This window comes from Rhodococcus sp. KBW08, assembly GCF_003852455.1.
GTDB lineage: Bacteria > Actinomycetota > Actinomycetes > Mycobacteriales > Mycobacteriaceae > Rhodococcus_F > Rhodococcus_F baikonurensis.
Window position 1 is genome coordinate 25,427 of the sequence record NZ_QAJJ01000008.1, and the last position, 24,168, is coordinate 49,594.

Sequence of the window (24,168 nt, forward strand, 5' to 3'; positions counted from 1 at the left end):
TCACGGGGCGTCAGCTCAGGTTCAGATCTTCCAGGCCCAACAGCGAGCGGTACTCGACGCCCTCCGCACCGATCACCGCATCCGCACCCGTCGCGCGATCGACGACCGTCGCGACTCCGACCACGGTGGCCCCCGCCTCGCGCAGGGCCTTCACTGCTGTCAGCGGCGAATTGCCTGTCGTGGTCGTGTCCTCGACAACCAGGACACGCTTGCCCACGATGTCCGGGCCCTCGATCTGACGCTGCATCCCGTGTGCCTTGGCAGCTTTGCGAACGACGAACGCGTCGATCGGGCGTCCGGGAGCGTGCATCACCGCCATCGCAACCGGATCGGCGCCCATCGTCAAACCGCCGACGGCGTCGAAATCCCAGTCCGCGACCAGTTCACGCAGCAGCGAGCCGATCAGCGGCGCCGCCTTGTGGTGAAGTGTCGCGCGGCGAAGGTCGACGTAGTAATCGGCTTCCTTGCCCGAGGACAACGTCACCTTTCCGTGTACAACAGCCAATTCGCGCACCAGCGCAGCCAAATCCTCACGATCGCTCATGAGTGCTCAGCCTACCGACCACTGCCTTGTGTTCGGCTTCTGCCTCTGGGCTAGGTTCGCCCGCGGCCTCGGCCGACGATGTTCGTCAGCCGACGAACCAGACCCTTGGGAACCAGACGCCCAGCCGTAGTGAGGACCTTGTACTGGACTCCCGGAATGCTGATGACCTTGTCGTCACCGAGATCCTTCATCGACGCCGCAACCACCTGGTCGACGCTCAGCCACATCGGCTTGGGGATCGTGGACATCTCGATACCCGCACGCTCGTGGAACTCGGTGCGGATGAAGCCCGGGCACAGCGCCTGCACGCGCACTCCCGTTCCGGCCAACCCGCCGGACAGTCCCTCCGTGAACGAGATCACGTACGCCTTGCTTGCCGAGTACGTCGAACCGCGCCCGGACAACAGCCCCGCGACGCTCGCGACGTTGACGATCGTTCCGTGCGCCGACGCGATCATGCTGGGCAGCGCCGCGCGGGTCAGCCGCATCACGGCGGTGACGTTGACGTCGAGTTGCGACTGCAGCAGCGCCGGATCTGCGGTCCAGAACTCGCCGGACGTACCGAATCCGGCGTTGTTCACCAACACCTCGACGCCCTTCTCCAATCGAAGCGCGACCGTGTCGCGTCCGGCCTCGGATGCGAGATCGGCAACCAAAATCTCCGACTCGGTGCCGAACATCGTCTTCAGCTCGGACGCGAGGTCATGCAATCTGACCTCGTCACGCGCGACGAGAACCAGGTCGTATCCAAGGGAGGCGTATTTCTTGGCGAAACCAGCGCCGAGACCAGAGGTAGGTCCGGTCACCAGGGCAACGGGACGCACAGGGCGATCCGAGTGGGAAGTCGACATACCGGCCACGCTAGTGGTTATCGGGACGGGACGGGAACCTGAAGGTCAGTCGACGGGGCGAATTGTGCCCGAGCGCTGCGACGCCGGACGCTGAGCCGGCTTGTCGGCCGCCTCGGGCTTGCGCAGCGATTGGTCCTGACGTGGCGCAGATTCACGCGGTCCAGATTCACGCGATCCAGATTCACGCGGCGCGGACTCGCGCGGCGAAAATTCACGAGGTGCAGCTTCACGAGGCGGCTGCTCCTGACGCGAACGGGGCTGCTCTACCGGATCCTGAGCGGGGCGAGACTTCTCGGCCCCCGGCCGCGGACGGCTCGGATCGTGATCGACCTCGAGTTCGTTGGGATCGGTGACGGGGGGCAGTACGTGCAAGATGCCGGACAGCCGCGCAACCGACTCGATTGCTGCGTCCCAATCCCGGCCGTTGCTGGTCACCGGCAGCGAGCCGAGCGTCCACGGCCCTTCGCTCCACAGCATGCTGATCGACGGCGGAACGGATTCGGTGAACGCCACCATGCGCTGATCGCAGACGCGACGAGCAATCTCGAGGTCCGTTGCGAAAACCACCCGGGAACCGATCGCACCCAGCAGGTTCAGGTCACCGTCTTTGGGCGGAGCTGTCGACTTCAACCGGAGATCGATGTCGACGTCGGACCCGATCTCGCGGCGAACGGCCACGATGGTCGCGGTCTCTTCCAGGTCGAACAGCACGAACTGCTCTCCGCGGCGACGGCCTCGGACGACGTCGGTGGCTGTGAGGTAGTCCTGCTTGGCCATGACCGCGCGATGCCATTCGCCTGCCAGCTGATCGTCGGTAGCCGTGTACGTGTAGCCCTGAGCCTTCGCCCAGATCTGACGCACTCGCCCTGATTGATCTCGCCTCGTCCTGTCGACGTACAGAAGCGCACCCGCGCCTGCGAGTGCAATTGCTGCCAGTCCGAACCACATTCCAGTCATCACCCTCCAGGGTAGCGACTCGCGGCTTCAACCTCCCGCGACACCCTGGTGGACTCGCCCGATGTGTCGTGAACGACTCAGTTGCCGAACTTCGGCAGCGACGTACTCAGAATCGTGTTGGCGGTCATCGTCCCGTTCTCCACCGGCGTTCCGTCGACGACGATGTTGTCTCCCGGTTGCAGATCGGCGATGGTGGCGCGGTTGAGCGCGATGAGCGTGGTGTCCGCAGTGGTCAGGATCGTCACCTGCGAGCCGCCGATCGAATCGATGACCAATGTGCCGCCGTCATTCGACTTGACGGTGCCGACGGCTCCCCCGGCGTCACCGATGACTTCGCCGAGCCCGCCCGGAAGCTGGCTGAGCGGGGAATCCGTCGTCGGAGTCGGTGCCGTGGTGCTCGCCTTCGGCGGTGTGGTGGTCGGCGCCTGCGTCGTGGTGGTCGGGGGAACGAAAGCGGTCTGGGTGCCCTTGTCGTTCGAACCGAACGCCGAGAACGCGACGATCGCGATCACGGCGACCAGGATCCCGACCACGCCGGCGGCCACCCATGTCGCGAGCTTGCGCTTCTTGCCGCCTCCCGACGACCCGTCCTCGATGAACGGCTGTTCCGGCGGGACACCACCGCCACCACCGGCAACCGGATACTGCTGTGTATTTCCGTACTGCTGCGTATTTCCGTACTGATCCGTGGTCCCGTACTGCTGGGCCGTGTACGGCGGATAGGCCTGCGTCGCTCCGGGCGGCGGCGCCTGCGGATCGAACTGCGGGTTGTAGGCAGGGAACGCCTGAGTGGGATTCGGCTGCTGCCCCTGCTGCCCCAAGTACTCCGTGTTCTGATCCGGGCCACCGTAGGGATACTGCTGTGCCCCCGGCTGCTGACCGAAATACTCCGTCGGCTGGTTCGGATTCTGGCCGGACACCGTCCCGTACTGCTCCGTCGGCTGGTCGGGCGTACGCCCCCACACCTCGGTGGCCTCGGGATCCTCACGGCGCGGCCCACCCGAGTTACGCGGATCGTTCTGATCGGTCATGCCTGGCTCACCTTCGGTTGGGACGAAAGAGCGTCGAAGTCGTTCGGAGAGGCGCGGGTGCACTCATCCCCGGTTCGAGCATCCAGCCATCCAGGGTAGAACAAAATGCGAATGCCCCGCCGATCCAAGTGGATCGACGGGGCATTCCGCTTACCGAATCAGGAGAGAACCAACTGATCCGCGTCCTCGCTGACACCGACGTGCACGGTGTCGCCGTCCTGGACCTTGCCTGCCAGGAGCAGCTTGGCGAGCTGGTCGCCGATCGACTGCTGAACGAGTCGACGTAGAGGCCGAGCGCCGTACAGCGGGTCGTAGCCGCGCACTGCGAGCCACATCCGAGCCGCACCGTTCACCTCGAGGGTGAGACGACGCGCAGCCAGACGCTTCTGCAACTGCTCGAGCTGGATGTCCACGATGTGCTCCAGCTGCTCTTCGGAGAGCGAGTCGAAGATGACCACGTCGTCGAGACGGTTGATGAACTCCGGCTTGAACGCGTGGCGTACCGCATCCATGACCTGCTCACGTGTTCCACCGGATCCCAGGTTGGAGGTCAGGATCAGGATGGTGTTGCGGAAGTCCACCGTGCGGCCTTGACCGTCGGTGAGTCGGCCTTCGTCGAGCACTGCGAGCAGGACGTCGAACACGTCGGGGTGTGCCTTCTCGACCTCGTCGAAGAGGACCACCGAGTACGGGCGTCGCCGGACAGCTTCGGTGAGCTGGCCGCCGGCTTCGTAGCCGACGTATCCCGGAGGGGCGCCGACGAGTCGGGCCACCGAGTGCTTCTCACCGTATTCGCTCATGTCGATGCGGATCATCGCGCGCTCGTCGTCGAAGAGGAAGTCCGCCAAGGCTTTGGCGAGCTCCGTCTTACCGACGCCGGTCGGGCCGAGGAACAGGAAGGAACCAGTGGGCCGATTGGGGTCGGCGACACCTGCTCGGGCGCGGCGAACCGCATCCGAGACGGCGACGACGGCGTCGGTCTGGCCGACGACCCGCTTGCCGAGTTCGGACTCCATGCGGAGCAGCTTCTCGGTCTCGCCTTCCATCATCCGGCCGGCGGGGATTCCGGTCCAGGCTGCGACCACGTCTGCGACGTCGTCTGGCCCGACCTCTTCCTTGAGCATCACGTCACCGTCGGAGGCGGCTCCGGAAGCGGCTGCTGCCTCTTCCAGTTCCTTCTCCAGCGCCGGGATGCGGCCGTAGCGCAACTCGGCTGCCTTGCCCAGATCGCCGTCACGCTCAGCGCGTTCGGACTCTCCTCGCAGGTTTTCGAGCTGTTCCTTCAGCACGCGCACCGAGTCGATGGCCTGCTTTTCGTTCTGCCAGCGGGTGCTGAGCTGATTGAGCTTTTCGCGGTCGTCGGCGAGTTCCTGACGCAGCTTCTCGAGCCGTGCCTTGGACGCGTCGTCGGTTTCCTTCTCGAGTGCCACTTCTTCGATTTCGAGTCGGCGAACCGTGCGTTCCACCTCGTCGATCTCGACGGGCCGCGAGTCGATCTCCATACGCAGTCGCGATGCGGCTTCGTCCACGAGGTCGATGGCCTTGTCCGGCAGGAACCGCGACGTGATGTAGCGGTCCGACAGCGCGGCAGCAGCCACCAACGCGGAGTCGGTGATGCGCACGCCGTGGTGCACTTCGTAGCGCTCCTTGAGGCCGCGCAGGATGCCGATGGTGTCCTCGACCGAGGGCTCACCGACGAGCACCTGCTGGAAACGACGCTCGAGTGCTGCGTCCTTCTCGATGTACTTGCGGTACTCCTCGAGTGTGGTGGCACCGACCAACCGCAGCTCACCGCGGGCGAGCATCGGCTTGATCATGTTGCCTGCGTCCATCGCGGATTCACCGGTGGCTCCGGCGCCGACGATGGTGTGCAACTCGTCGATGAAGGTGATGACCTGTCCGGCGCTGTTCTTGATGTCGTCCAGAACTGCCTTGAGACGTTCCTCGAATTCACCGCGGAACTTGGCACCGGCGACCATGGACCCGAGGTCCAGGGACACGACGGTCTTGCCTCGCAGCGATTCCGGGACGTCACCCGCGACGATGCGTTGGGCCAGGCCCTCCACGATCGCGGTCTTACCGACGCCGGGCTCACCGATGAGGACCGGGTTGTTCTTTGTACGACGCGAGAGCACCTGCACGACACGACGAATCTCGGTGTCGCGACCGATCACCGGATCGAGCTTGCCGCTTCGCGCGGCTTCGGTGAGGTCGGTGGAGTACTTCTCCAGCGCTTGGTAGGTGCCTTCCGGCTCCGGGCTGGTGACGCGAGCGCTGCCGCGGACGGTGGTGAAGGCTTCACGCAGTGCGTCCTGGGTGGCGCCGTGGCGCACGAGCAACTGGGCGACGTCGGAGTCGCCGCCGGCCAGTCCGTAGAGGACGTGCTCGGTGGAGACGTATTCGTCGTCCATCTCGGTGGCGAGGTGCTGAGCAGCGGTCAGTGCCGCGAGTGCCTCGCGTCCGAGTTGCGGAGTGGAGCTTGCGCCGGTTGTCTTGGGCAGGCGGTCGACGATTGCCTGAGCTTCACGGTGTACGACCGTGGGGTCGACGCCTACGGCTTTGAGTAATGGGGCAGCGATGCCGTCGGTCTGGTCGAGCAATGCGACCAGCAGATGGGCGGGCCGGATATCGGGATTACCCGCCGACGACGCCGACTGCAGTGCAGCCGTCATCGCAGCCTGGGTCTTGGTTGTTGGTGTGAACGAGTCCACTTGTCACCTTTCTGGCGAAGTCGAACGGGAAGAGCCGCGACCGGTTGGTATTGCGACTGTGTCACTATGCTCAACGCGGACAAACTTGAGTCTATTCCGCTCAAGTTTGTTTTCGCCAGACCGAGTTGGTTTCGTAGGTCACATTTTCGGCCGTACTAGAATTGTGGCGAGAGTTGCAGCTGGTGCGAAAGGGGGATGGATTGGATCCGACAGTGATCGCCCGTCTGCAATCCAGCCTCGATTCTCTGACCGACGACGAAGAGAGCCGCGCGCACTTCTCGGCAGTGTTCTACACCGGTCTCTTTGCGGAACATCCTCTGTACCGCTCATTGTTCCCCGCCGGGATGGAATCGCAGGGCCACCGTTTCTTCAGAGCCGTCGAGTTCGTCGTGAAGAATCTGCCTCAGCACCGCCGGATCCGAAAGTTCCTCACGCAACTCGGCCGCGACCACCGTCGCTACGGTGTCGAGCGTGAGCACTACGAGGCCGCAGGCGTCGCTCTGAAGCGCGCGGTTCGGTCGATGTACGGCACGAGCGCGCACAGCCGCTACAAGTGGACGCCGGAACTGGACGAGGCCTGGTCGCAGTTCACCGACCTCGTCGTGAGCACGATGGCCGACGGCGCCGAATCCGATACGACCCCGGCGCTCTGGGGCGCAACCGTGGTCAGCCACGAACGAGTCCTCGACGATCTGGCGATAGTGCGCCTCGAAGCCGACCCACCCATTCCGTACGGGGCGGGACAGTACGTCGGCGTTCAGATTCCGCAGCGCCCGAAAATGTGGCGGTACTACTCACCGGCGATTCCGACCAACCCTTTCGGTCAGCTCGAGTTCCACATCCGCAAGGTGTCGGGAGGATGGGTCAGCCCCGCGATCGTCAGCGAAACCAACGTCGGTGACCGCTGGGTCATGTCCACTCCCCTCGGCGGTCTCGAGGTCGACTTCACCAGCGACCGTGACGTTCTCATGATCGGGTCCGGCACCGGCATCGCCCCTCTGCGGGCCCAGGTGATGGAAATGTCCCAACGCGCGAACAACCCGCGCGTGCATCTGTTCGTCGGCGGCCGCTACCCGTGCGATCTCTACGACCTCGAAACCCTCTGGCACATCTCGCTCAGCAACCCGTGGTTGACCGTCGTACCGGTTTCCGAAGAACCCGAAAACCCTTGGTGGCACAACGGACCGGTGCTCGAACCACCCTTCGGAATGCACAGCCGGCTGATCGGACCGATCGGAAAAGTGGTCGCGCAGTTCGGCTCGTGGGCCGACCGTCAGGTGCAGATCTCGGGGTCACCGTCGATGATCAAGACGACCGTCTACGCCTTGCGTGCCGGCGGAACTCCGCTCGACCAGATCCGGCACGACCCGCTCTACTGACTACAGGAGAACTTTCATGGCCCAGCGAACCTGGTCGAGCACAGTCGTCGAACATCACCGTCTCCGTGAGGATCTGGCGGTTGTCCGCCTGGTCGGCGATGTCGTCCCCTTCCGCCCCGGCCAGTACGTCGATGTCAGCGTCCCGCAGAATTCGCGGTTGCTCCGTCGGCTCTCCCCCGCCCTGCCTCCCTCACACGACGGGAAGCTGGAGTTTCACGTCAAGACGGTTCCCGGCGGTTGGGTCAGCGGTTCGATAGTCAAGGACACCCAGCCCGGTGACGTCTGGCAGATCCTCGACCCGCGCGGCAACCTGTCCGTCGACGAGAACGGACCCACCGTCGTCATGGTCGCGGGCGGAACCGGCTTGGCTCCGCTCCGGTCGATCATTCTCGATCTGGCTCAGACCCCGAACCCGCCGCAGGTGTACCTCTTCTTCGGTGGCAGAACGCTTCGCGATCTCTACGCAGCGGACATGCTGTGGCTACTCGCCGACCAGTTTCCGTGGTTGCAGCCCATTCCTGTCGTCGAAGATCTCTCCGACGGCGGCCCGCCCGACGGATGGTTCGACCGGTTGAACGTCGACATCGGATTCGGCGACGATCATCTCATCGAGGGAACGCTCGCCGACGTCGTCGCGTCGTACGGTGCGTTCACCGAACATCAGGTCTTGGTGTGCGGGTCAGCAGCAATGGTTCGATCGACGCGTGATCGATTGATCGAGGCCGGAACGCCGGCCGAAGTCATTCAGTTCGATCCTTACTGACGGTCAGTACGTCGGATCATTGCGAACGGTGTCGACGTCGATGCCCACTGCGCGAAGCCTGAATTTGGTGCTGTTGACCATGGATTCGCTGCCGACGACCTGAATGTCGTAGCCCGCCCAGTCACCGAACGAGGTCACGACCTTGCCGACCTTGCCGACGATGCGCCTGGCCATGCCGATCGGGGGCAGCGGTTCCGCTTCGGTGTGCCACCACGGATTCTCGTCTTCTTCGGAGACCGGGACAATCGTGAGCCACGGGTGCTTCTCTGCCAACTTCCACAGGTATGGAAGGTCGTACAGATCGCACGGATGCTGTCCGGAGTAGAACAGTTGGACCTTGCGGGTGTTGCCGCGTCGGATCAGCTCGAGTATCTGAGCGCGCAGCGGAGCCACTCCGGTTCCCGACGCGATCATCAAGAGGTCCTTGGAGTTCTCCGGAATCCCCAGGGCGCCGATGGGCGAACCGACCACCCAGGTGTCACCGACAGCGGTCTGGTTCACCATGACCGGGCTGACCCACCCACCGGTGACCTGCCGAACGTGGAACTCGAGGATTCCGGTCCCGTCGTACGGCGTGGCCGGCGAGAGGTAGCGCCACATCCGCGGCCTCGCGGCGACCTGCACGCTGACGTACTGACCGGCGCGGTACTCCATCGTCTGGTCGAGCTGGAGCCGCACGACGGCGACGCCCTTGATGACCGGACGGCATTCGACGACCGTGGCACTCCAGGCGGGCGGTCCGTCTTCCGCGTTGGCGGCATCCATCATCGCGGCCGAGATGATCGCGAGCGCGTTGCGCCACGCGCTGTCCACCTCGTCGGTCCACATTTCTGCGCCACCGAAAGTTTCGAGTGCTTCGATCAACGCGTTCCCGACTGCCGTGTAGTGCTCGTCGGTGACGCCGTACTTACGGTGATCGCGGCCGAGCTGCGCGAGGTACTCGAGTATCGCGTCGGACTCGTCGAGGCGCTCGACGACGTGGGCGATAGCGCCGACAAGCCGGTCCCGCTGCACATCCATCGCTGCCGGAAAGAACTCCCGGGTTTCGGGCGATCGAGCGAACAGGATCGAATAGAAGGTACGGGCGAGCCGTTCCGGACCATCTTCCACCGCAGCGACGGATTTGAAGCTCGACCGGACCAGAGAGATTGCTTGCGAATCCACGCTCATCCTCGTCCCGACTAGACGCGGCAAGACCCGCCGCGGAATTTCGTCTGCAGCTTATGTCACAAATGTCTGACTCGTAAATCATTCTGGACAAGTGTCACAATGCGACCCCATTTCGCGGTGTGACCGTCCCTTTCTTATTCTTGCGTGCAAGATAAACAAGAGCTTCGACACTCTCGATCGCCGAGCTAACGTTCAGCGAAATCTCAACCAGCCAAACAGGAGTCGTGCCGTGGATTTTGTTCGACAGGACGAATTGCCCACCGATAGCGGGCTTACGTCCCAGATCGCCTCCACTACCCCGACGCTGACCGAGCTTCAACGTCGGGAACTCGAGTGCGTCGAATTTTTCGACTCTCCGGAACTGGGCCACCTCCCGACGTCTCGGCGGCGCGAGGCCTTGCGTGAACTCCATCGGACCGGCACCTACACGCACACAGCGGAGGAATTGCTCGTCGGCGCCAAACTCGCCTGGCGAAACCACGCCCGGTGTGTCGGTCGCGCCCATTGGCGGACCCTCAAACTCATCGACGCCCGCGATGCCGTCACCGCTTCCGCTCTCGCAGAAGCGTGCTGGGAGCACCTGCGTCTGTCGACGAACGGTGGCGCTCTGCAGTCCGTCGTGACGGTCGGCCCTCTTCCCCGCGAGGACGGCCAGGAGTACCGCATCCTCAGCCCGCAACTGATCCGCTATGCCGGCTACCGTCAGCCGGACGGCAGCATCCTGGGCGACCCCTGGCACGTCGATCTGACCGCTCAGGTCACCGCGATGGGATGGAAGGGCGCCGGTACGGCGTTCGACGTTCTCCCCGTACTGATTTCGGTTCCCGACGAGCCCTTGCAGTATTTCGACGTTCCGACGGACCTCGTACTCGAGGTCGAGATCGAACATCCCGAATACAGCTGGTTCGCTGATCTGGGGCTTAAATGGCACGCCGTTCCCGCGGTCTCGGACATGGATCTCGACATCGGCGGAATCGTCTATCCCTGCACACCGTTCAGCGGTTGGTACGTCAGCACCGAGGTCGGCGCACGCAACTTCAGCGACACCGATCGCTACAACATGTTGCCCACCATCGGAGCGATGATGGAGCTCGACATGAGCCACGACCGCACGCTGTGGAAGGACCGCGCACTGGTCGAACTGAACCGCGCAGTTATCCACAGCTACCGCAAGGCCGGCGTCATCATGGTCGACCATCACACTGTCGCAAAGCAATTCATCGATCACATCGCGCGCGAGGACAAGGCCGGGCGCAAGTGCCCGACCGACTGGTCCTGGGTGAACCCGCCCATGTCCAGCTCGCTCACACCGACGTTCCACCGCCTGTACGACGAGCCAGATCTCGACATCCGGCCCAACTTCGTCACGAAAAAGAAGAAGGGCACCGACCAAGGCCGGTGCCCCTTCCACAACTGATCGCGCTCAGAAGGGGATCTGCCCCAATCCGACGCCGACCACGAGCATCGTGATCGAGATCAGTCCGGCTCGCCACAGGACCTTCTTGTGGTGATCCGCCAGGGACACACCCGCGAGCGTGACCAGCAGCAGGATCGCCGGGACCAGCGGACTCTGCATGTGTACGGCCTGCCCGGTAATCGACGCGCGCGCCATCTCCACCGGCTCGATGCCGTACTGCGCTGCAGTCTCGGACAGTACCGGGAGCACCCCGAAGTAGAACGCGTCGTTGGTCATGAAGAACGTGAGCGGAATGCTCAGGACACCCGTGATGACGGCAAGGTGCGGGCCCATGGCGTCGGGGATGACCTGCAACAACCACTCCGCCATTGCCTCGACCATGCCGGTTCCCTGGAAGACTCCGGTCAGCACGGCCGCTGCCAGGACCATCGCGACGACCGAGACGATGCTCGACGAGTGGCGGGCGATCGCTTCGCCCTGATCCTTGACCGCCGGGAAATTCACCGCGAGAGCGATCGACGACGCGATCATGAACAGCACCGGGATGGGCAGGATGTCCATCACGAGCACCACGAGAAGGATCGTCGTCAGCGCGGCGTTGAACCAGAGCAGCTTCGGTCGCAAGGTGTCCCGCTTGGGGTCGAGGCCGTCGATGAAGCGTCCGGTATCGCCGCCGTCGTCTTCGGAGTCGTTCGAGCCGCCGGTGCCGGCGCTACCGGTGCTGGAACTTCTACCGTTTCCGACCTTTTCGAGGATGCGCTCAGAAGTCAGGACCAAAGTCCCGATCCTGCGGCGTTCCATGATCCCGAGGTGAATCGCGAATCCGAGCACCATGATCAGGCCGACGATCAACGACGGCACCATCGGGACGAAGACGTCGGACGGTGAGAGTCCCAGCGCACTCGCCGCTCGGACGGTCGGGCCGCCCCACGGAATGATGTTCATCGTCGCGTTGGACAGGCCGGCGATCACCGTCAGGACGACGGGGCTGACACCGAGTTTGAGGTAGAGCGGTAGCAGCGCGGAGGTCACGATGATGAATGTCGTCGAACCGTCGCCGTCCAGGGACACCACCATCGCGAGCACCGCGGTTCCGACCACGAGCCGCATCGGATCGTCCCGCACCATCCGCAAGATGAGTTTGACCAGCGGATCGAACAGTCCGACGTCGATCATGATTCCGAAGAAGATGATCGCGAAGAACAACAGAGCCGCGGTGGGTGCAAGCGACTTGATGCCGTCGGTGATCATGTCGCCGATTCCGAGCCCCGCCCCGGCAAGTAGTCCGAAGGCCACCGGAACCAGGGTCAGTCCCACCACCGGGGTCGCGCGTTTGGTGAGGATCAGGAACATGAACACCGCAACCATGAGGAAGCCGAGTGTGACGAGCATGATGAACTCCTTTTGTGCTGAGTTGCCGAGAAAAACGGCACGGCAAATCGAGCCGGTGACCTTCGTGGAGGTGAAACGAAACTTTCGGTTGTGCTCAGTTCGCGCCGGGCGGATCGAGCGTCGCGTCGACGAACTGGGCTTGATCGGCGAGGAAGGCGGAGAACTCTGGTTCGGTGAGAACCGCACTGTTCCAACCATTTCGGCGAGACAGCTCGTTCCACCGCGGGCTTGCCGCCAGATCCCGCACCAAATCCTGCAAGCGCTGACGCTGATCGTCGCTCAGACCCGGCGGCGCCATGAGCCCTCGCCAGTTGGTGAACGTGACGTCGACGCCCGACTCCGCCATGGTGGGCGCATCCACCGCCGGGGTGCGCTCCGGCGAGCTGACCGCAAGAACCCGAACCGTGCCTGCCGCAATCTGATCCAGGTACTCACCGATTCCAGTTGCAGCGACGTCGACCTGCCTGGTGAGCAGCGCGGGGAGCAGTTCTCCGCCGCCGTCGAAGATGCGATAGGGAGACAGCGACGGATCTATCCCGACTGCCCGTGCGAACAGAAGGCGGAACAACCCGTCAGGTCCACCTTCGCTCGAACCACCACCGATCGAGATCGACGACGGATCCGCCACCCAGGCCTGCGTCAGATCCGTCAGAGTTTTGTACGGCGAGTCTGCCGGAACCAATAGGGCTTCCGGTTCTTCGACCAGTCTCGCGATCGGCGTCACGTCGGCAAGAGTGTGCTCTGACGGCAGAATCTCGAGCGAACCCAGAACACCGAGCCCCATGACCATGAGTAGATCGGGATTCCCGCTTTCGAGAGCCAACCGGTTGAGTCCGACGATGCCGCCCGATCCGGGCAGTACAACGACGTCGGAGTCGACGGTTCCCTCGTCGGCCAGTGCCTGCACCATGGTCCGGGCGGTCAGGTCGTAACCACCACCGGCCACCGAGGGCACCAGTACTCGCAGTTCTTCGGAACTCTCACCCGCTCGGCCACCGGCGAAGAAGGACTCGACCGGAGTGCATCCGGTCGAGAGCACGAGAGTCATCGCGCAGGCGCCGAGCAGGGCGATATGCCTGCTCAGCCGCTTCGATGCCTTCATGTCGCTGCCCTTGTCTGCTGGTTGTCTGCTGGTACCGCTGTGTGAACAGGTTTCATACTGACGCACTTTGTGACTGGGGTCACCATTGGGAAAGCAAATTGATTTGTGCTCATTGTGCTCACGAACGGCCGCTTTCCCGACGTCGAACCGAAGGCTAGGGTCTGGCTGGTGTCCTCAGGAAACGAGCAGGCCGAGCGAGAGCGCAGGTCTCCACTGCGTGCGCGCTTGCGCCCGCGCCGGCACACTCTGGCGTCGCAACTCCTCGAGCTGCAACTTCTGATCGTCGTCGCGGTTCTCGTGTGCGTCACTGCCCTCTCCCTCGCTCAATCGTCCGCGAGTTTTCAACGCGAGGAGGGCCGTCGCGCACTCTCCGCAGCGGAATCGCTCGCAGCCAATCCCGCGGTACGCGAACTACTCCCCCAGGCTCAGACCCGCCTGCGCTCCGGACTACAGGGTTCGGTCGACTCGGTGCGCGCCATCTCGGGCGTCACCTACGTCTCGCTTGCCGACTCCGACGGCACTGTCGTCATTTCGACGCGCCCCGGTGATGTCGGCATCGATGCACGTCAGACCCAGGATCGGTCGTGGACAGGCTTGGTCGCCACGCCATCCGGCAAGGCCGTGGAAGCGCACGTTCCGATCCTCGGAGGCGAAGGCACGATTACCGGAACCGCGATCGTCGGCATCGAGTATCCCTCGATCTGGGCGCGACTGCTGCAGTCGGCGCCGAACCTCCTGGTGTACCTCGCGGTGGCCTCACTCCTCGGCGGCGTCGGTTCGATCCTGTTGGCCCGCAGGGTCAAACGGCAGACCCTCGGCATGGAGGCCGGGGAGATCCTGGACCTGGTTCGCCAACGAGAGGCGATGTTGCGTGGCCTCAAGGAAGGTGTCATCGCATTCGACGCGCAGGGAAAAGTGGTGCTGATGAGCGACAGTGCTCACCAACTCCTCGACATCCCACGCGGGAGTGCCGGTAGATCTGTGCGGGACCTCGGCCTCGACGACCGCCTCCAGAGTGTACTGACCTCCGGCACAACCGAATCCGATCAGTTGGTTCTTGTCGGTGATCGACTACTGGTCCTCAACACCGTCTTGATCGAATCCAAAGGCCGCACCATCGGGTCGGTCACCACTTTCCGCGACCGCACCGAATTGCGCTCCGTGGAAGAGGAACTCGACGTGACCAGAACCAGCACCGACGCACTACGCGCACACATCCACGAGTTCGACAATCAACTGCACACCATCTCCGGCCTCGTCCAGCTCGGCGAATACGACGAGGTGGTCGGCTACGTCGAGGGCTTGACCATGGAGCGCGCGCAGGTCAGTGCATCCGTCACCGACAAGATCGCCGACGTCGGTACCGCTGCACTCGTGATCGCCAAGATCGGTGCCGCTGCACAGGGACTGGTCACGGTCGAACTCACCGAGGACACACATCTGGAGACGGTGGACCGCAGGCTCGGACGAGATCTCGCGACGGTGGTCGGAAACCTCGTCGACAATGCCGTCGACGCCGTCGGTGAGATGCCGGAAGCCTCGCGCCGCAAGGTTCGGTTGTCGATTCGCGACCGCGGTGCAGCCGTCGAAGTGCGAGTCGATGACGCCGGCCCTGGTATCGCGCCGGAGAATCGCGACAGGGTCTTCGGTCAAGGGTGGAGCACCAAGGGACAGTCCAGTGACGGACACGGTTTCGGCTTGGCATTGGTGCGCCTGACGTGTCGTCGACGCGGTGGCGACGTCACCGTGAGCACGTATTCGACAGCAGGAATCGAGATACCGGGTATCGAGACAGAGGACATCGAGTGGACTGTCTTCACTGCGGTCCTACACGACGGAGAGGGCGCATGATCCGGGTACTGGTGGTCGACGACGACTTCATGGTGGCGAAGGTGCACAGCGGATTCGTCTCGCGGATAGACGGTTTCGAAGTGTGCGGCGTTGCCCATTCGGCCGAGGCCGCGCTGACCGCGGTCGGTGAGTTGCAACCCGACCTGGTTCTACTCGACGTGCACCTGCCCGGTACCACGGGACTGGATCTGATCGCCCCGTTTCGCGAGCTGGCACCGGAGCTGGACGTTCTCGTCATCACGAGTGAGCGCGAGGCGGGCTCGGTCAAGAAGGCACTGCGCAGCGGCGTCGTGCATTACCTGATGAAGCCCTTCACGTTCGAGGTTCTCCGTGAGCGGCTCGAGCGATACCGATCGACCTACGCGAACCTCGACAGTACCGGCGAAGCAGAACAGGACGCGGTGGACGAGGCTTTCGGAGTGGCCGGTGGCGCCGCGGGGGCGTCGTCCCTCAAGGGGCTACCGAAAGGACTCAGCCCCGAGACCCTTCAGTTGGTCGAGACAGCACTGCGAGAGGTAATCGAACCCGCCTCGGCAACAGAAGTTTCCGAGAGGATCGGCATCTCACGCGCAAGCGCGAGGCGCTACCTCGAGTATCTCTACGAAACCGGGCGGTCCACCACCTCGCTGAAATACGGAGTGGTGGGCCGCCCGGAGCGCCGATACGTCTGGAAACGCTGACCCTTCGCTGTCGACGCCGGTTCCTAGACTGCGCGGGCGCTGGTCTCCCAGTACCGCGCGCGCAGAGCCTTCTTGTCCAGCTTGCCCAGTGGTGTCAGCGGTAGGGAATCCACGAAGTCGACGCTCTTGGGCGCGTGAACCGAACCCTTGGCCGCCTTCACCTTCTCGACCAGTTCCTCGGTGTCGACGGTCAGTCCTGCTCGAAGTACGACACAGGCCTTGACGGCTTCGCCCCACTTGTCGTCCGGCACACCGACTACCGCCACCGATGCGACGGACGGATGCGCCGAGATCACGTCTTCGATCTCGCGAGGGAACACGTTGAAACCACCGGTCACGATCATGTCCTTCTTGCGATCGACGATGGACATGAACCCGTCCTTGTCCTTTCGCGCGATGTCGCCGGTGTGTAGCCAACCGCCCCGGAACGCCTCGGCAGTTTCGGCCGGCTTCTTCCAGTAGCCCTTCATGATCAGCGGGCCGCGCACGCAGATCTCACCGAGTTCTCCCTGCGGCACCTCGTTGAGGTCGTCGTCGAGCAACCGGACGTCGAGCCACGGCACCGGGCGCCCACAGGTAGCGAGGCGGGCCGGATCGTCAGCGAGGTGTTCTTCCTTGCGCAACACCGAAATTGTCATGCCGCACTCGGTCTGACCGTAGAACTGGAAGAAGATCTGACCGAACTTCTTGATGCCCTCCTGCAACCTGGCAGGAGACATCGCGGACGCCCCGTAGAACAGCGTCTGCAAACTGGAGACGTCCCGCTTGGGCAGATCGGGGTGGTCCATGAGCATGTAGATCATGGTGGGCACCAACATGGTTGCCGTGATCTTGTGCTTCTCGATCGCTTCGAGCACAGCACCGGGCTCGAAGGCAGGCAGGACGATCAACGCACCGCCGCGCAGCAAGGTCGGGATGAAGAACGCTGCGCCGGCATGCGAGAGTGGCGTGCAGATGAGGAAGCGGTTGTCCTCGGGCCATTGCCACTCCGACATCTGGATCTGATTGAGCGCTGCACCCGAACGGAAGGATCCGACAACACCTTTGGGCTTGCCGGTCGTTCCACCGGTGTAAACCATGCTGCTGGCGTCTTCGGCGTCGACGTGCGCGGCCTTCAGCGGCGCGGGCTCGAACGTGGCAGCCAGCGCGAGGATGTCGATTCCCACCTCGGACGGACCCATCGAGAGCACGTTGGTCAACGAGGGTGAGGACGCCTTCAACTCGGCGGCACGCTCTTCGAAGGCATTGGGATCGAAGATGAGGGTCTCGATCTCGGCGTCGTCGACGATGTACTTGTGGTCGTCGAGCGATCCCATCGGGTTCAAGGCGCTCGCCCGGCAGCCGGTGATCATGGTTGCGCCCATGCTGATCAGGACCTCGGGGCGATTCTTCGAGAGCATCGCGGTGCTGGTGCCCTGAGTGATTCCCAGTGACGCGAGCGCCTGGGCGAAGCAGCTGATCTGATCGCGCATCTGACCGCCGGTGAGGATCACGTCGCCGAGGTACAGCGCGGGCTTGTCGTGATTGCGTTCCAGAGCGGTGATGAGCAGGTCCGGACCGTATACCGGTCGGTGCAGGTCAGCGAACTCGTCTGTCATCTGGTCTTCCTTCTGCTCGGCGCGTGCAGTCATCGAGATGTGCTCCCGGTCACGGATACGATATCCAGAATTGCACAAAACTGGAACAGGTTCCACCTCTTCGATCGAATCCGAGAATGCTCCCGATCAGCGGGAAGCCCGTCGTCACCCGCCAGAGCGGTGGTTAGCGTCGATGTACCCACCGAGACGACAGCGTCTCGGTCGCGTCCAACGGAGAGTGTCATGACTACCAAGCTCGGTACCACCCACTTCACGGCAACTGCTCCCCGTACCGCCACCACGCTCCTCTCCGATTTCGACTCGTTGTACGGCACCGTGCGCTCGGCACGCGACGGGTCCGTCGTCGAGCAGGATGTGGTGTTCTTCGGACGCCCCGACCCCGGCGCACGGCTCACCGGATCCGTGAGGCCACTGGGTTCGACACTCGAGCGAATCACCGAATACCACGATCAGACCGGGCATCTGGTGGCCGAGGTCTTCGTGCGGGAAGCCCCGTCCACTGACGCCGGCGCCGATTCCGTTGCTGCCCTTGCTGATTTCGCCGCTCGGCGTTACGGATCCGCATCGCTACGACGGTTCCGCGGGCGGTGCACCGCGACCTCCTCGGGAGCAGACCTGAACTGCTCCGTGACGGTGCTCGCCACGTACGAGAAGGACCACGAGAGCGTCACCGACGTAGCTCTGGTCGCCACCGATCCCACCGGGGTTGTCACTGCCCGGGCCTGGGCGACTCTCGCCGTCGACAATGCTGCGACTCTAGCCGTCGACAACGCGGCGACACTCGCCGGCTGAATCCCTGCAGGTCACCGAGTGGGTGTTCCATCCAGCGGGAACTGCCGTATCTCCAGCGGACGCTTCGTCGTTGTATGAGACGGATCACATCACTGGAGCGTCGCAAGACGCGGCTCGGAGGAAGACATGGCACTCGGAACCGGCCCACTCACCACTACGGACGCCCCGACGCAGTCGGGCGCCGGCGAGGAAATTCGAGAAATCGAAGCGGCAGCGCCTCCCGCGCGGTTCGCACGTGGATGGCACTGCCTCGGACTCAGCAAGACCTATCGCGACGGTCAGCCCCACCAGATCGAGGCATTCGGCACCAGCCTTGTCGTCTTCGCCGACAGCAAGGGCGACATCAAGATTCTCGACGCCTACTGCCGCCACATGGGTGGCAACCTCGCTCATGGAACCGTCAAGGGCGATTCGATCGCCTGCCCGTTCCACGACTGGCGTTGGGGCGGTAACGGAAAATGTACGGCGATCCCCTACGCACGACGCGTTCCGCCGCTGGCCAAGACGCGGGCGTGGACCACACTCGAGAAGAACGGTCAGCTGTTCGTCTGGCACGATCCCCAGGGAAATCCCCCGCCCGCCGAGGTCACGATTCCCGACATCGAGGGCTTCGGAAGCGATGAGTGGAGCGACTGGAGCTGGAACACGCTCACCATCGAAGGCTCTCATTGCCGCGAGATCGTGGACAACGTCGTGGACATGGCCCACTTCTTCTACGTTCACTACTCCTTCCCCAAGTACTTCAAGAACATCTTCGAAGGTCACGTCGCGAGCCAGTACATGGAATCGGTTGGACGTGAGGACATCATCAGCGGCACCAACTACGGCGACCCCAACGCTGTGCTCCGCTCGGATGCTTCGTATTTCGGTCCGTCGTACATGATCGACTGGATCAAGAGCGAAGCCAACGGGCAGATCATCGAAACCGTTTTGATCAATTGCCACTACCCCATCTCGAACAATGCGTTCGTGTTGCAGTACGGCGCGATGGTCAAGAAACTTCCCGGTATGGACGACGAGTCCACTGCCGCGATGGCTGCGCAGTTCACCGAGGGAGTCGAGATGGGATTCCTTCAGGACGTGGAGATCTGGAAGAACAAGGCTCCGATCGACAACCCGCTGCTCTCCGAGGAGGACGGCCCGGTTTACCAGTTGCGGCGCTGGTACAACCAGTTCTACACCGACGTCGAGAACGTCACGGAAGACATGACGAAGCGCTTCGAATTCGAGATCGACACCACTCGCGCCGTGGAGAGCTGGAAGCGGGAAGTCGCCGAAAACGTTGCCGCACGTGACGCCCAGGCGCTCGAGACAACCTCCTGATCCGCAGTCGAAAACACTGCTGAAACAACCTGACTGGATGCAAGGAACAACATGACGTACGAAGTGCTCGAACAGATCAATGCGATGGCCGACGACATCTTCGCCGAAGGTATCGAGGCCGAGCGGATCGGCCGGGTGGCCGACGACACCGCCAAGAAGATGAAGGCAATCGGTTCCATCCGCATGCTGCAGCCCAAGGAACACGGCGGCATGGAAGCGCACCCTCGCGAGTTCGCCGAGACCGTCATGCGCATGGCTTCGCTCAATCCCTCGGCCGGCTGGGTCCACGGGATCGTCGGAGTTCACCCGTGGCAGCTTGCGTTCGCGGATCCCAAGGTGCAGCAGGAGATCTGGGGATCGGATCCCGATACCTGGATGGCTTCGCCGTACATGCCCGGCGGAATGTGTATCCCGACCGACGGCGGCTACAAGTTCTCCGGCCGCTGGCAGTTCTCCTCCGGCACCGACCATTGCGACTGGGCATTCCTCGGCGCGATGGCGTGCGACAAGGACGGCAACATGGAGATGCCGCCGCGCATGCTCCATGTGATCATTCCGCGCACCGACTACGAGATCATCGAAGACTCGTGGGATGTCATGGGACTTCGCGGCACCGGTTCCAAGGACCTGGTGGTCAAGGATGCCTATGTCCCGGATTACCGCGTCATGGACTGCGACGAGGTCATCGACGGAACGGCAGTACGCAAGTACGGGCGCACCGAGACGCTGTACCTGATGCCGTGGTCGAACATGTTCCCCCTCGGCATCACTGCCGCCACGATCGGGATCTGCGAGGGAATGCTCTTCCACGCCAACGAGTACCAGGCCGATCGCATCAACGCGCAGGGCACGGCTGTCAAGGACGACCCGTACACCTTGTTTGCCATCGGTCAGGCAACTGCCGACATCCGGGCCGCCCGCGACACCCTGCTTGCCAACGTCGACCGCATGTGGGATCGGGTGGACGCCGGTAAGGAAGTGACCTTCGAGCAGCGCGCCGAGGGACGTCAGACTCAGGTGCAGGCCGCCTGGCGCGCAATCAATGCAATCGATCAGGTCTACCCGCGTTGCGGTGGCAACGCACTACGGATGGACAAGCCGCTCCAGCGATTCTGGCGCGACGCTCACGCGGGACAGCACCACGCAATTCACGTGCCGGGCACCGTATTCCACGCCGCCTCACTGAGCCGTCTCGGCGCAGATCCGCAGGGTCCGCTGCGGGCGATGATCTGATCAGACTTCGACACGAGAAATCGACAGGAACAGAACACGATGACACACACCGACATCAAGGGACTTGGCTACGTCAAGATCTCGACCAACGACATGGCACGTTGGCGCACTTTCGCTTTCGATGTTCTCGGATTCGCCAAGGGCAGTGGGCCGGACGAGAACGCCCTCTACCTACGACTCGACGAGCGTGCTGCTCGCATCGTCGTCGTCGAGGGTGAGCGCGACGAGATCGTCAATATCGGTTGGGAGGTCGCCGATCACGCCGCACTGCGCCGCGTTCAGGAGGCCCTCGAGAAGAACGGCACCGAGGTCGAGCAGCTTTCGCTTGCCGAAGCAGATGCTCGACGGGTCGAAGAGGTCATCGCCTTCACCGATCCCGGTGGAGCAGCCATCGAGGTCTTCCACGGAGCGATCCTCGACCACAGCCCCGTGGTGACGCCCTTCGGCGCTCGATTCGTCACCGGCTCACAGGGTCTCGGCCACGTCGTGCTCCCGGTGATGGACAGTGCCGCGAGCTTCGACTTCTACACCGAGGTGCTCGGCTTCTACCCACGCGGCGCGTTCCGTCTGCCGGCACCGCCTGAATTCGGGCCGCTGCGAATCCGTTTCATGGGCGTCAACGAGCGTCACCACAGCTTGGCCCTGTGCCCGGCACCGCACGGCGGCGCACCCGGCCTGATTCACATCATGGTCGAGGTCGACACCCTCGACGCCGTCGGCCAGGCACTCGACCGAGTGATGAAGGACGGATTCTCCGTGTCGTCGACCCTGGGTCGTCACACCAACGACAAGATGATCTCCTTCTACGTCCGCGCACCCGGCGGCTGGGACATCGAGTTCGGCACCGAGGGCGCGAAGGTGGATCAGGACTCGTACTCCTCCGAGGAGATCACCGCTGACAGCTACTGGGGCCACGACTGGTCCGGAAGCGAACCACTGGCAGCTATGTAGTACCCGCCCGGTAGTAAACCGACGAAGGGGGCTTGTGCGAATGCTCGCGCAAGCCCCCTTCGTCGTTTCCACCATGACGCGCCCGAAAACAGACCGGTGATCCACTTCACAAATCCGCAACTCTATGACACTATTTCTAATTGAAATAGCCAGTTCACTGGTTGTGGAGCTCTAAGAGAAGTGAGGTACACGATGACACTGCAGGCTGTGGATGCTTTAGGCGGAGATTCGGCCCCGACAGCAATTCTCGATCGCGTCTCGCTGGTTCTCGACGCCTTCGACGGTCCCGGCAGGTTGACGCTCGCTCAGGTCGTTCGGAGCACCGGCCTTCCCCGCTCGTCTGCCCACCGCATGCTCGAACGTCTCGTCTCGATGCGTTGGCTGCGTCGTGACGGCCGCGACTACGAACTCGGTATGCGCCTCGTCGAACTGGGATCGCTCGCGGTTCATCAGGACCGCCTCCACGCTGCAGCCATGCCGCTTCTTCACGAGCTCTACCGCGTCACCGGTTTCGTGGTCCACCTCGGCATCCTCGACGGGCCCGACGTGGTCTACATGGAGAAGATCGGTGGACGCCTCGCCGCCGCGGTGCCGACGCGTGTGGGTGGTCGACGCCGCGCCGAGACCACTGCGATCGGTCAGGCACTGCTCGCGTTCGGTTCGCCGAAGTCCTCGGGTTACGCACTGCCCCACCTCGCCAGAATCCGCGAGTCAGGGGTTGCATTCGAATCCGGAAACGGCCTACCGGGATTCAGCTGTCTTGCGGCACCGATCGGCCCCATCGGCCGCGCTGTTGCCGCGGTATCCATCTGCGCGCCGTCGAAGGCGCTCCGCCTCGACCACGTCAGCGCAGCGCCGGTCCGTATGGCAGCCGCTGCCATTTGGCGAGGCATCGACGGCGGATCGCTGAGTGTCACTCCGACGTTGCAGCGTCGTCACCTGTTGCGCAACATGCCGACCGCAGCCGGGGCCTGACTCAGATATTCGAGCCGTTGCCGGTGAGCCCGGCCTGCTCGAGTGCCAACACGTATTCCTCGACGTTCTTCCATCTGCCGGGCGTCGAGGGCAACGGCGATCCCAGTCGGTCGTGCTCGGCAACGTTCGCGAACTCGGCGGACGCACGGTCGATGTCTTCGAGTAGTTCGCGAGCAAGTTCGATCTCTGCGCGGAAGTACCGTTCCGACCAGCGCAGTGTCATGACCGGGAACGACCACGCCGGCTCGTTCTCGGCATGATCTGCGTGAAGTTTCGCGCGTCGAATCTGCTCTTCGACATTGGCGATGTGGGCTTCCACCAGGGCCTTCAGTCGTTCAGGCTCGTTGAGGTGTCCCATCCACAGACGCAACATCACGCCGTGCTTGAGCACCGGAACTTCCACCGGCGCCTCGCGTGACCACGTCCGGACGGCGTCAGTTCCCGACTGGGTGATCGAGTAGAGGCGCTTGCCCCGCACCCCCGGCTCGGAGACGACCCGGGACTCCACGAATCCGATGCTTTCGAGCTTCTTCAGCTCTGCGTAGACCTGGCTGATGGACGGGCTCCAGTAGAAGAAGCCGACACTCCAGTCGGCCCACTTCTTCAAATCGTTTCCGGTCAGTTCCTCCCCGAACGTCAGCATCCCGAGCACTGCCCAGCTGGTAGCGGGAAGTCCTCGGGACACGTCATCAGGTTCGGACATGCCCGAAGTCTAACAATCACTGGTGATTTGCTGGTTTCGTAGAATCCGAACGGACCGCTGAGCGGGATCAAATTTGCGTGAGGCCCCTCCACCTGGCACTCGGTCGGCCCGGACCCGTGCCGAGAAGCCATTGCTGCCATTGAGTGGGACTGCCGCTGGATTACCGCCGCGCCGCCACACATCGTTGTTTCCGAAGCTGTTTGCAGAGTTTGAACAAGGAGACGACATGACCGTGGAAAACGCCGAGCCGCCAGTTCTGGACGGACGCACACTTCGCAACGTGATGAGCAATTTCTGCACCGGCGTCACCGTCATCACCGCTCACGATGGAGAGTCGCCCCTCGGCTTCACCTGCCAGTCCCTGGTCTCGGTATCTCTCGATCCCCCGCTGCTCTCCTTCTGCCCGGCGAAGACGTCGACGAGTTGGCCGAAGCTTCGCGAATCCGGAACTCTCTGCATCAACGTCTTGGCACACGATCAGCAGGACATGTGTTCGGCGTTCGCACGCGGCGGGACGGACAAGTTCCTCGGCGTCGAATGGGATGCAGCCGGCAACGGCGCTCCGGCGCTGAGCGGCGCGCTCGCCCGCATCGAAGCAACGGTCGAGCAGGAGCACGACGCCGGTGATCACACCATCGTCGTCGCACGCATCACCGATCTGAACGTGCTGCGCCACGACGGTCCGCTTCTGTTCTACCGCGGTGGGTTCGGACGCTTCGACGCCTGAGTGCTCAGGCTGTCCCGC

At 63.3% G+C, this 24,168-nt stretch carries 21 protein-coding genes; 11 read left to right on the forward strand and 10 right to left on the reverse strand.

Translation table 11 applies throughout. The annotated features are described in order from the left end of the window. Nucleotides 1-10 precede the first annotated feature (10 nt). From pyrE to clpB, 5 genes are all read right to left on the reverse strand, one after another. On the reverse strand, nt 11-544 hold the full coding sequence (gene pyrE / locus DBV08_RS09755) for an orotate phosphoribosyltransferase (RefSeq protein WP_003944385.1): 534 nt from the start codon (nt 542-544) through the stop codon (nt 11-13). Nucleotides 545-594: 50 nt separating this feature from the next. Then, entirely contained in the window at nt 595-1,395 is an 801-nt protein-coding gene (locus DBV08_RS09760; RefSeq protein ID WP_095972449.1) for an SDR family oxidoreductase, read from the reverse strand. 45 nt (nt 1,396-1,440) lie between these two features. Further along, nucleotides 1,441-2,343 carry a hypothetical protein gene (locus DBV08_RS09765; RefSeq protein ID WP_124567423.1) on the reverse strand — a complete coding sequence of 301 codons (903 nt, stop codon included), beginning with the start codon at nt 2,341-2,343 and terminating at the stop codon, nt 1,441-1,443. An 86-nt stretch (nt 2,344-2,429) separates the two neighbouring features. Continuing rightward, on the reverse strand, nt 2,430-3,383 hold the full coding sequence (locus tag DBV08_RS09770; protein WP_095972450.1) for a hypothetical protein: 954 nt from the start codon (nt 3,381-3,383) through the stop codon (nt 2,430-2,432). Nucleotides 3,384-3,541: 158 nt separating this feature from the next. Next, nucleotides 3,542-6,094, reverse strand: a complete 2,553-nt coding sequence (gene clpB / locus DBV08_RS09775; protein ID WP_095972451.1) for an ATP-dependent chaperone ClpB — start codon at nt 6,092-6,094, stop codon at nt 3,542-3,544. 182 nt (nt 6,095-6,276) lie between these two features. Here clpB and DBV08_RS09780 point away from each other — a divergent pair, with 182 nt between their 5' ends. Together DBV08_RS09780 and DBV08_RS09785 are read left to right on the forward strand one after the other, a co-directional pair. Next, nucleotides 6,277-7,473 (forward strand): FAD-binding oxidoreductase, encoded by a 1,197-nt coding sequence (locus DBV08_RS09780; protein ID WP_200314233.1) that lies wholly within the window; start codon nt 6,277-6,279, stop codon nt 7,471-7,473. Between the two features lie 16 nt (nt 7,474-7,489). Then, on the forward strand, nt 7,490-8,236 hold the full coding sequence (locus tag DBV08_RS09785; protein WP_124567319.1) for an FAD-binding oxidoreductase: 747 nt from the start codon (nt 7,490-7,492) through the stop codon (nt 8,234-8,236). A gap of 3 nt (nt 8,237-8,239) precedes the next feature. Here DBV08_RS09785 and DBV08_RS09790 read toward each other — a convergent pair whose 3' ends face one another. Beyond that, nucleotides 8,240-9,400: a globin domain-containing protein gene (locus DBV08_RS09790; RefSeq protein ID WP_029538575.1), complete on the reverse strand. Its 1,161-nt coding sequence runs from the start codon at nt 9,398-9,400 to the stop codon at nt 8,240-8,242. A gap of 235 nt (nt 9,401-9,635) precedes the next feature. Between DBV08_RS09790 and DBV08_RS09795 the strand changes: the two genes are divergently transcribed. Then, nucleotides 9,636-10,823, forward strand: a complete 1,188-nt coding sequence (locus DBV08_RS09795; RefSeq protein ID WP_124567320.1) for a nitric oxide synthase oxygenase — start codon at nt 9,636-9,638, stop codon at nt 10,821-10,823. A 6-nt stretch (nt 10,824-10,829) separates the two neighbouring features. Here DBV08_RS09795 and DBV08_RS09800 read toward each other — a convergent pair whose 3' ends face one another. Next, the gene (locus DBV08_RS09800; protein ID WP_260395462.1) at nt 10,830-12,413 is read right to left on the reverse strand and encodes a CitMHS family transporter; all 1,584 of its coding nucleotides are present in this window, start codon (nt 12,411-12,413) and stop codon (nt 10,830-10,832) included. After that, a complete protein-coding gene (locus DBV08_RS09805; RefSeq protein ID WP_124567322.1) occupies nt 12,310-13,317 on the reverse strand; it encodes a tripartite tricarboxylate transporter substrate binding protein in 1,008 nt (335 codons plus the stop codon). The genes DBV08_RS09800 and DBV08_RS09805 overlap by 104 nt, the downstream gene beginning before the upstream one ends. 168 nt (nt 13,318-13,485) lie before the next feature. On the opposite strand from DBV08_RS09805, the gene DBV08_RS09810 reads away from it, so the two are divergent. Both DBV08_RS09810 and DBV08_RS09815 read left to right on the forward strand, forming a co-directional pair. Next, nucleotides 13,486-15,168, forward strand: coding sequence for an ATP-binding protein (locus DBV08_RS09810; protein WP_260395463.1), 1,683 nt, complete (start codon nt 13,486-13,488; stop codon nt 15,166-15,168). After that, complete coding sequence (locus DBV08_RS09815; RefSeq protein WP_124567324.1) at nt 15,165-15,848, forward strand: response regulator; 684 nt, start codon at nt 15,165-15,167, stop codon at nt 15,846-15,848. Before DBV08_RS09810 ends, DBV08_RS09815 begins: the two co-directional genes overlap by 4 nt. Before the next feature lie 23 nt (nt 15,849-15,871). On the opposite strand, the gene DBV08_RS09820 is transcribed toward DBV08_RS09815, so the two are convergent. After that, nucleotides 15,872-17,446, reverse strand: coding sequence for an AMP-binding protein (locus tag DBV08_RS09820; protein WP_050656320.1), 1,575 nt, complete (start codon nt 17,444-17,446; stop codon nt 15,872-15,874). Between the two features lie 222 nt (nt 17,447-17,668). Between DBV08_RS09820 and DBV08_RS09825 the strand changes: the two genes are divergently transcribed. The 5 genes from DBV08_RS09825 (at nt 17,669) to DBV08_RS09845 (ending at nt 22,720) form a co-directional block, all read left to right on the forward strand. Further along, nucleotides 17,669-18,238 (forward strand): hypothetical protein, encoded by a 570-nt coding sequence (locus DBV08_RS09825; RefSeq protein ID WP_124567325.1) that lies wholly within the window; start codon nt 17,669-17,671, stop codon nt 18,236-18,238. 126 nt (nt 18,239-18,364) lie between these two features. Further along, a complete protein-coding gene (locus DBV08_RS09830; protein ID WP_019749418.1) occupies nt 18,365-19,561 on the forward strand; it encodes a Rieske 2Fe-2S domain-containing protein in 1,197 nt (398 codons plus the stop codon). Nucleotides 19,562-19,612: 51 nt separating this feature from the next. Next, a complete protein-coding gene (locus DBV08_RS09835; RefSeq protein WP_019749417.1) occupies nt 19,613-20,794 on the forward strand; it encodes an acyl-CoA dehydrogenase family protein in 1,182 nt (393 codons plus the stop codon). Nucleotides 20,795-20,833: 39 nt separating this feature from the next. Further along, nucleotides 20,834-21,745: a biphenyl-2,3-diol 1,2-dioxygenase gene (gene bphC, locus DBV08_RS09840; protein WP_019749416.1), complete on the forward strand. Its 912-nt coding sequence runs from the start codon at nt 20,834-20,836 to the stop codon at nt 21,743-21,745. Nucleotides 21,746-21,937: 192 nt separating this feature from the next. After that, a complete protein-coding gene (locus tag DBV08_RS09845) occupies nt 21,938-22,720 on the forward strand; it encodes an IclR family transcriptional regulator (RefSeq protein ID WP_206029392.1) in 783 nt (260 codons plus the stop codon). A gap of 1 nt (nt 22,721) precedes the next feature. Here DBV08_RS09845 and DBV08_RS09850 read toward each other — a convergent pair whose 3' ends face one another. Next, complete coding sequence (locus tag DBV08_RS09850) at nt 22,722-23,423, reverse strand: PadR family transcriptional regulator (protein WP_019749414.1); 702 nt, start codon at nt 23,421-23,423, stop codon at nt 22,722-22,724. Between the two features lie 226 nt (nt 23,424-23,649). Between DBV08_RS09850 and DBV08_RS09855 the strand changes: the two genes are divergently transcribed. Further along, the gene (locus DBV08_RS09855) at nt 23,650-24,150 is read left to right on the forward strand and encodes a flavin reductase family protein (protein ID WP_124567326.1); all 501 of its coding nucleotides are present in this window, start codon (nt 23,650-23,652) and stop codon (nt 24,148-24,150) included. The last annotated feature ends 18 nt before the right edge of the window (nt 24,151-24,168 follow it).

Coding starts and splice junctions, on each gene's coding strand:
- pyrE (WP_003944385.1), bottom strand. CDS start 544: ATGAGCGATCGTGAGGATTTGGCTGCGCTGGTGCGCGAATTGGCTGTT.
- DBV08_RS09760 (WP_095972449.1), bottom strand. CDS start 1,395: ATGTCGACTTCCCACTCGGATCGCCCTGTGCGTCCCGTTGCCCTGGTG.
- DBV08_RS09765 (WP_124567423.1), bottom strand. CDS start 2,343: ATGTGGTTCGGACTGGCAGCAATTGCACTCGCAGGCGCGGGTGCGCTT.
- DBV08_RS09770 (WP_095972450.1), bottom strand. CDS start 3,383: ATGACCGATCAGAACGATCCGCGTAACTCGGGTGGGCCGCGCCGTGAG.
- DBV08_RS09785 (WP_124567319.1), top strand. CDS start 7,490: ATGGCCCAGCGAACCTGGTCGAGCACAGTCGTCGAACATCACCGTCTC.
- DBV08_RS09800 (WP_260395462.1), bottom strand. CDS start 12,413: ATGGTTGGAACAGTGCGGTTCTCACCGAACCAGAGTTCTCCGCCTTCC.
- DBV08_RS09805 (WP_124567322.1), bottom strand. CDS start 13,317: ATGAAGGCATCGAAGCGGCTGAGCAGGCATATCGCCCTGCTCGGCGCC.
- DBV08_RS09815 (WP_124567324.1), top strand. CDS start 15,165: ATGATCCGGGTACTGGTGGTCGACGACGACTTCATGGTGGCGAAGGTG.
- DBV08_RS09820 (WP_050656320.1), bottom strand. CDS start 17,446: ATGACAGACGAGTTCGCTGACCTGCACCGACCGGTATACGGTCCGGAC.
- DBV08_RS09825 (WP_124567325.1), top strand. CDS start 17,669: ATGACTACCAAGCTCGGTACCACCCACTTCACGGCAACTGCTCCCCGT.
- DBV08_RS09830 (WP_019749418.1), top strand. CDS start 18,365: ATGGCACTCGGAACCGGCCCACTCACCACTACGGACGCCCCGACGCAG.
- DBV08_RS09835 (WP_019749417.1), top strand. CDS start 19,613: ATGACGTACGAAGTGCTCGAACAGATCAATGCGATGGCCGACGACATC.
- bphC (WP_019749416.1), top strand. CDS start 20,834: ATGACACACACCGACATCAAGGGACTTGGCTACGTCAAGATCTCGACC.
- DBV08_RS09845 (WP_206029392.1), top strand. CDS start 21,938: ATGACACTGCAGGCTGTGGATGCTTTAGGCGGAGATTCGGCCCCGACA.
- DBV08_RS09850 (WP_019749414.1), bottom strand. CDS start 23,423: ATGTCCGAACCTGATGACGTGTCCCGAGGACTTCCCGCTACCAGCTGG.
- DBV08_RS09855 (WP_124567326.1), top strand. CDS start 23,650: ATGACCGTGGAAAACGCCGAGCCGCCAGTTCTGGACGGACGCACACTT.